6 protein-coding genes and 1 pseudogene are annotated in these 6,000 nt (G+C 65.5%); 2 read left to right on the forward strand and 5 right to left on the reverse strand.

Annotated features, from left to right (window positions below; translation table 11 throughout):
- Positions 1-117 precede the first annotated feature (117 nt).
- Positions 118-939, forward strand: coding sequence for a type IV pili methyl-accepting chemotaxis transducer N-terminal domain-containing protein (locus ACX12L_RS19950; protein ID WP_459264182.1), 822 nt, complete (start codon positions 118-120; stop codon positions 937-939).
- 31 nt (positions 940-970) lie between these two features.
- On the opposite strand, the gene ACX12L_RS19955 is transcribed toward ACX12L_RS19950, so the two are convergent.
- The 5 genes from ACX12L_RS19955 to ACX12L_RS19975 are packed head-to-tail and all read right to left on the reverse strand — an operon-like array spanning position 971 to position 5,448.
- The gene (locus tag ACX12L_RS19955; protein WP_459264183.1) at positions 971-2,137 is read right to left on the reverse strand and encodes an ABC transporter substrate-binding protein; all 1,167 of its coding nucleotides are present in this window, start codon (positions 2,135-2,137) and stop codon (positions 971-973) included.
- Between the two features lie 26 nt (positions 2,138-2,163).
- Positions 2,164-2,871: an ABC transporter ATP-binding protein gene (locus ACX12L_RS19960; protein ID WP_459264184.1), complete on the reverse strand. Its 708-nt coding sequence runs from the start codon at positions 2,869-2,871 to the stop codon at positions 2,164-2,166.
- A complete protein-coding gene (locus tag ACX12L_RS19965) occupies positions 2,858-3,622 on the reverse strand; it encodes an ABC transporter ATP-binding protein (RefSeq protein ID WP_459264185.1) in 765 nt (254 codons plus the stop codon). Before ACX12L_RS19965 ends, ACX12L_RS19960 begins: the two co-directional genes overlap by 14 nt.
- A complete protein-coding gene (locus ACX12L_RS19970; RefSeq protein ID WP_459264186.1) occupies positions 3,609-4,583 on the reverse strand; it encodes a branched-chain amino acid ABC transporter permease in 975 nt (324 codons plus the stop codon). Before ACX12L_RS19970 ends, ACX12L_RS19965 begins: the two co-directional genes overlap by 14 nt.
- Before the next feature lies 1 nt (position 4,584).
- Positions 4,585-5,448 (reverse strand): branched-chain amino acid ABC transporter permease, encoded by an 864-nt coding sequence (locus tag ACX12L_RS19975; RefSeq protein WP_459264187.1) that lies wholly within the window; start codon positions 5,446-5,448, stop codon positions 4,585-4,587.
- Positions 5,449-5,921: 473 nt separating this feature from the next.
- On the opposite strand from ACX12L_RS19975, the pseudogene ACX12L_RS19980 reads away from it, so the two are divergent.
- Positions 5,922-6,000: pseudogene (locus ACX12L_RS19980) on the forward strand (Crp/Fnr family transcriptional regulator); the annotation flags it as partial.

Here is a 6,000-nt window from a genome sequence, read left to right on the forward strand (position 1 = left end):
GGAAACCGGCGAAAGGCCTCCCCTATACTGGCTGCGGCCAGGAACGGGGGAGCGCCGGACGCCGGCCATGCCGACAGCACTACCGCCCCTTCCTCCTTCTTTCAGCGGGAGGTTTGCATGGACAGATTCCAGTTTTGCGCAGGTCTGCTGGGTGGCGCGGCCTTCGCGGCACTGCCTTTTCCGGCCTTCCCCCAGGCCGCGCCGGCCCAGCGGCTGGACACTCCCCGCGCCATCGACATGGCGGGGCGGCTGCGCATGCTCTCGCAGCGCAGCACCCGGGCCTATTTGCAGTGGGGCCAGTCGATTGCCAGCGAAAGCGCCCGCGCGCAGCTGCAGGAATCGGTCGCCCGGTACGAGGCGCATCTGGCAGCGCTCAAGACCTTCCTGCCCAATACTGCAGTGCAGGCCAGCCTGCCGCAGCTGCAAACCCTCTGGGCGCAATTCAAGGCACTCTTGGCCGGCGAGCCCAGCCGCACGGGCGCAGCCGCGCTGTACGACGCCAACGAGACGCTGCAAAGTGCAGCCCACTATCTCACCGTGTCCTACTCGAATAGCACCGGCTCCCCGCTGGAACACCTGATCGGCCTGGCCGGGCGCCAGCGCATGCTGTCGCAGCGCATGGCCAAGTTTTACTTCTACCGCACCTGGGAGTTGCATGAGGCTCCGGCCGACATGGAAATGCACCTGAGCCGCGCGCATTTCACGGCCGTACTGACCCAGTTGGAGACGTCGCGCCACATGACGCCGGCCGCCCAGGCCGCCGCCACGCGCGTGCGCAACGCATGGGCGCCCTACCAGCAGGCGCTGTTCGCCAGCAAGGAGCCCGCAGCCATGCGCGCCGGCGCCGGGCGCGTGGCCGAGGGCAGCGAGCGCGTGCTCGCCGCCACCGAGGATCTGGTGGCCCTGATCGTGGCCCAGGCCCAGGGCAAGTCCACATAGCCGCGCCGCTGGCGCTTGCGGCCACGCCAGGTTACTTGGCAGTCTGCACGGCGACGATCTTGCCCCCCTGCACGGCGGCGCCGCGCACGGTCGTGACGGTTCCGCCCTGGGCATCCACCGCCGTGGCGCCACCGGGGTTTTGCGCCGGCGTCAGGGCCTTGTAGGCGGCGTCCAGCTTGGCCTGGATGGCCTTGGCATCGGCGGAGGTACCTGCCAGCTGCATGGCCTTGATGGTGGCATGCAAGGCCGTGTAGTTCCATTGGGCCTCCGAGCCCGGCGTGCGGCCAGGGTAGGCCTTGGAGAAGCGCTCCACGAAGACCTTGGACTCGGCCCTGCCGTCCTCCACCACGGGCATCACGCCTATGGCGCCCTCCAGCATGCCGTAGCCGCCGAGCACGCGCGCCATCTCGTCAAGCTTGGCCTGATCCATGATGACGAAACCACCCTTGAAGCCCAGCTCGCGCGCCTGCTTCACCACCAGGGCCGTGGGCTCCGAGGCGCCGCCGATGAACAGCACGTCCGGCTTTTCCGCGAGCGCCTTGCTCACGCCGCTGTAGAAATCGGTAGCGCGGTTGTAGCTCATGGGGTTTTCGGCCACGACAGTGCCGCCCAGCTTTTCCCAACCGGGCTTGAAGGCTGCTGCCCAGGCCTTCGCGTAGTCGTGGTCGGCACCCACCATGGCCACCTTCTTGCCAAAGCGCTCCATCACGTATCTGGAGAAGGGTTCGATGTAGCCGGTGTACTCCGGCGGGATGCGCAGCGTCAGCTTGTTGCCCTTGGCCGTGATCTGCGGCACCGAGCTATAGGCCAGCACGATGAAGTTGCTGCGCTCATTGGTGGTCTGCAGCGCAAAGATTCCACCCGAATGCGGCACCAGGATGGCCGCCGTCTTGTGCTGCTGCACCAGGCGCTGGGCGTTGATGGCGGTCTCGGACGGGTTGTACTTGTCGTCCAGCGCAACGATCTCGAACTTGACCTTCTTGCCGGCCACCTCGGGGTTGGTGGCGTTGACCTCGGCCAGGGCCATCTGCATGCCGTCGAGCACGTTCTTGCCATATTGCGCCGCACCACCCGACAGCGGGCCGGAGTAGCCGATCTTGACCACCTCTTGCGCCAGCGCCGGGCCAGCGGCGAGCGCCATGGCGACCAAGGGCAGCGCGGCAACCTGGCGGCGGGTGAAACGTGGGAATGCAGACATGTGTGTCTCCTGGTGATGGGGAAAAATCAGGCGCCGATGTACGCCTTGCGAATGGAATCGTCGGCCAGCAGTTCGGCAGGCCTGCCCTCGCGCACGATGCGGCCGTTTTCCAGCACATACGCACGGTGGGCGATCTTCAGCGCCGCGTAGGCGTTCTGCTCGGCCAGCAGCACCGTGGTGCCGGCCTGGTTGATGCGCTGGATAACCTCGAACATCTGCTTGATCACCAGCGGCGCCAGGCCCAGCGAGGGCTCGTCGAGCAGCAGCGCCTTGGGCCGGCCCATCATGGCGCGGCCTATGGCCACCATCTGCTGCTGGCCGCCCGACAGCGAACCGGCCGGGTCGTGCTGCTTTTCACGCAATATGGGGAACAGCTCCAGCACCTCTTCCAGCGTCTGCCGGCTGGGGCCGGGGTCGCCACGGTGCACGTAGGCACCCAGCTCCAGATTCTTGCGCACCGTCATTTGCGGGAACAATTTGCGCCCTTCGGGGCATTGCACCAGCCCGGCCTGCACGATGGCCGAGGGCTTCTTGCCCACCAGTTCCCGCCCCTGCCAGGCGATGGAGCCGCCGGCCGCCCTGTGAATGCCGCTGGCGGTAAGAAACAGCGAGCTCTTGCCCGCGCCATTGGCGCCCAGCAGCACCACCAGTTCGCCCTGACCCGCGTGCAGGCTGACCCGGTCGAGCGCCAGAAAACTGCCGTATTTCAGCGAGACATCCTCAAACTTCAGCATGCTCGCTCCCCAGGTAGGCATCGATCACGGCCGGGTTGCGGCGGATCTCCCCGGGCGTGCCTTCGGCGATCTTCTCGCCATAGCTCAGCACCAGGATCTTGTCGGCCAGGCTCATGATCATTCCCATCTTGTGCTCGATCAGGGCCACCGTCATGCCATGGCGCACCATCTTGCGGATGAGCTCGGCCAGGCCATCGGTTTCCTCGGGATTCACGCCGCCCGCGGGCTCATCGAGCAGCAGCAGCTTGGGGTCGGTGGCCAGGGCCAAGGCAAAGGCCACGCGCTTGCGCTCTTCCTGGCTGATGTCGCCAGCAACGCGCTGGGCGATGTGCGACAGGCCCACGAAGTCCAGCGCCTCGCGCGCCTTCTCGCGGCACACACGCTCTTCCTCGCGCAGGCGGCTGGAGCCGCGCAGCACGTCCCACAGGCCCGCATGCGTGCGCAGGCGGTGGCCCACGATGAGGTTGTCCAGCACCGTGGATCGGTCGAACAGCGCCGTGGTCTGGAAAGTGCGCGCAATGCCCAGCCGGGCCACCTGGTCGGGGCGCAGCGAGGTCACGTCCTTCCCGTTGAAGGTGATGGTGCCGCTCGTGGGCTTGTGCGTGGAGCTGATGAGGTTGAAGAACGTCGTCTTGCCGGCGCCGTTGGGCCCGATGATGGCGTTGATCTTGCCTTCCTCGATGGTGGTGGAGACATTGTTCACCGCCGCCAGGCCACCGAACTTCTTGGTCAGGCGTTCAATCTTGAGCATGGCTGCGCTCCTTCAGGGCGGCGCGGCGCGCGCGCCACTGCAAAAAACTGCCGACCACGCCGTAGGGCAGGAAAATCACCAGCAGCACCAGGATGGGGCCAAAGACGATGAAACGGTATTCCTGCAGGAACTGCAGCGATTGCGTCAGCCAGGGCATGCCGATGGAGCCCAGCAGCGGCCCCAGGACCGTGCCCATGCCGCCCACCATGGCAAAGATCATCATGTCGAAGGTGTGGTGCACGCCCGCCATGTCTGGGCCTATGAAACGCACGAAGCCGGCGTACAGGCCGCCCGCGATGCCGGCGTAGAACACACTCAGCATGAAGGCCAGGATCTTGTTGCGCATCAGGTTGATGCCCAGCGCCTCGGCTAGCTCATCGCTGTTGCGAATGGCGATGAAGGTGCGCCCCAGCAGCGACTTGACGATGCGCCGCTTGGCCCACACCAGCAGCACGAGAAAGCACAGCACGAAGTAGTACAGGCGCACGGGGGTGTCGAAGCTCAGCGCACCAATCGCCTCGGGTTCCGGTATGCCCATGATGCCCACGGTGCCGTGGGTCAGGCCGTCCCATTTCTCGATCACCAGGAACATGATGTAGCCCACGCACAGCGTGAAGATCGAGAAGTAGTGCCCCTTCAGGCGCAGCGACACCAGGCCTATGAAGTAGCCCAGCGCCACGCAGACGATGCCGGACATGGCCAGGGAACCCCAGAATGGCCAGCCATGGTCCACGGTGAGGATGCCCACCGTGTAAGCCCCAACGGCCATGAAACCGGCGTGCGCCAGGTTCAGCTGGCCGGTGTAGCCGGTGATCAGGTTCAGCCCCAGCGTGGCGATGGCGAAGATGTAGGCGGTGCTCATCACCGTCAGGTGGTAGTCGTTGCCCGCCGCCCAGGGAAAGACAATGGCCACGGCCAGCAGCAGAACCCAGGCCAGTTTGCTGTCGACAAAATCCTTCATGTCAGCGCCCCCTCTTGGCGAACAGGCCCTCGGGGCGCATGGACAGAATGAACACCAGCAGCACGAAGGCGATGATGTCTTTGTAGTCGGTGGAGATGTAGTAGGCCCCCAGGCTCTCGGCGAAGCCGATGATCAGACCGCCCAGCACGGCGCCGGGAATGCTGCCCATGCCGCCCAGGATGATGATCACGAAGGCCTTGGTGATCACCAGGTGTCCCATGGCCGGGTAGACCAGGTTGATGGGCGCATACAGCGTGGCGGCAATCGCGGCCAGGGCGCCGGAGATGGCAAAGGTCATCATTGCCACGCGGTTGGCATCTATGCCCACCAGCGATGCCCCCTCGCGGTTTTGCGCCATGGCGACGATGGTCGAACCCGTGGTGGTGCGCGTCAGGAACAGGTGCAGCACGACCATCAGCGCAAAGGCGGCAACGATGATCAAGAGCCGCTGCGCCGGCACCGTCAGCGCGCCCATTTCCACCAGGCTGGTGTAGGGCGTGGGCATGCGCTGGAAGTCCGCGCCCCACAGCGCCTGGGCGCCTGCCTCCAGGAACAGCAGCAGGCCGATGGAAGCTATTTTGGGATGCAGCGGCGAAGCATTGCGCAGCGGGTTGAACACCAGCCGATCGCTCACGATGCCCAGCACCGCCACCGTCGCCGCAGCCAGCACCATGGCGGCCCAGTAGCCCCAGCTCCAGGCCACCATGGCATGAAAGGCCATGAATGCGCCGATCATGTAGAAGCCCCCGTGCGCAAAGTTGGGCACGTGCAAGATGCCGTACACCAGCGTCAGCCCCAGGGCCACCAGGCTGTAGATGCCGCCCAGGGTCAGTCCATTGAGGACTTGCTGCATCAGCATGTCCATCCGCCGCCCCTCCTCTCGTCAGCCGCGGGCCTGCGCCCATGGCGTGAACAGCCGCCGGCAGGACGGTCCGGGGCATCCAGGGTTTTCGGGTTCAGAGTTGTCCGCATCGTCTCGCTCCTCAAGAGGTCGCGCTCCCGTTTTTCGGAAGCGTCGCCAAAGATTGCGGGCGCAGCTTAGCCAGGGCCAAACCGAGGAACCGGAATGATTCCACCATGCAGAACAACTCGAGGGTTAATACCGACGGCGCAGACCGCCTTCAAGTCACCTACATGACTCTTGGCGCGCCAATATCCAACGGTTCGCACGCTGCGCCCCGCGCGGCCGGGCCAGGTGGCCGTGCTGCCCTGCAGAATCAAGGACCCGTCAACTGGCGGGCCCGGAGCCTTGCTCCACGCGGGCTGCTTTTGCGCGCGCCGCCGCGCCCCCCGAGCACGCGACAATGGCCCGCACCCCAGTCACGCAAACGACAGACCATGGACGAACCCATTCTTACCATCGACGAACGCGAGGCGATCAATGGCGGTCGCTGGTTTTCCTCCCTCTCCCCTTCCT

The sequence above is a fragment of the Alicycliphilus sp. T452 genome, assembly GCF_054512775.1.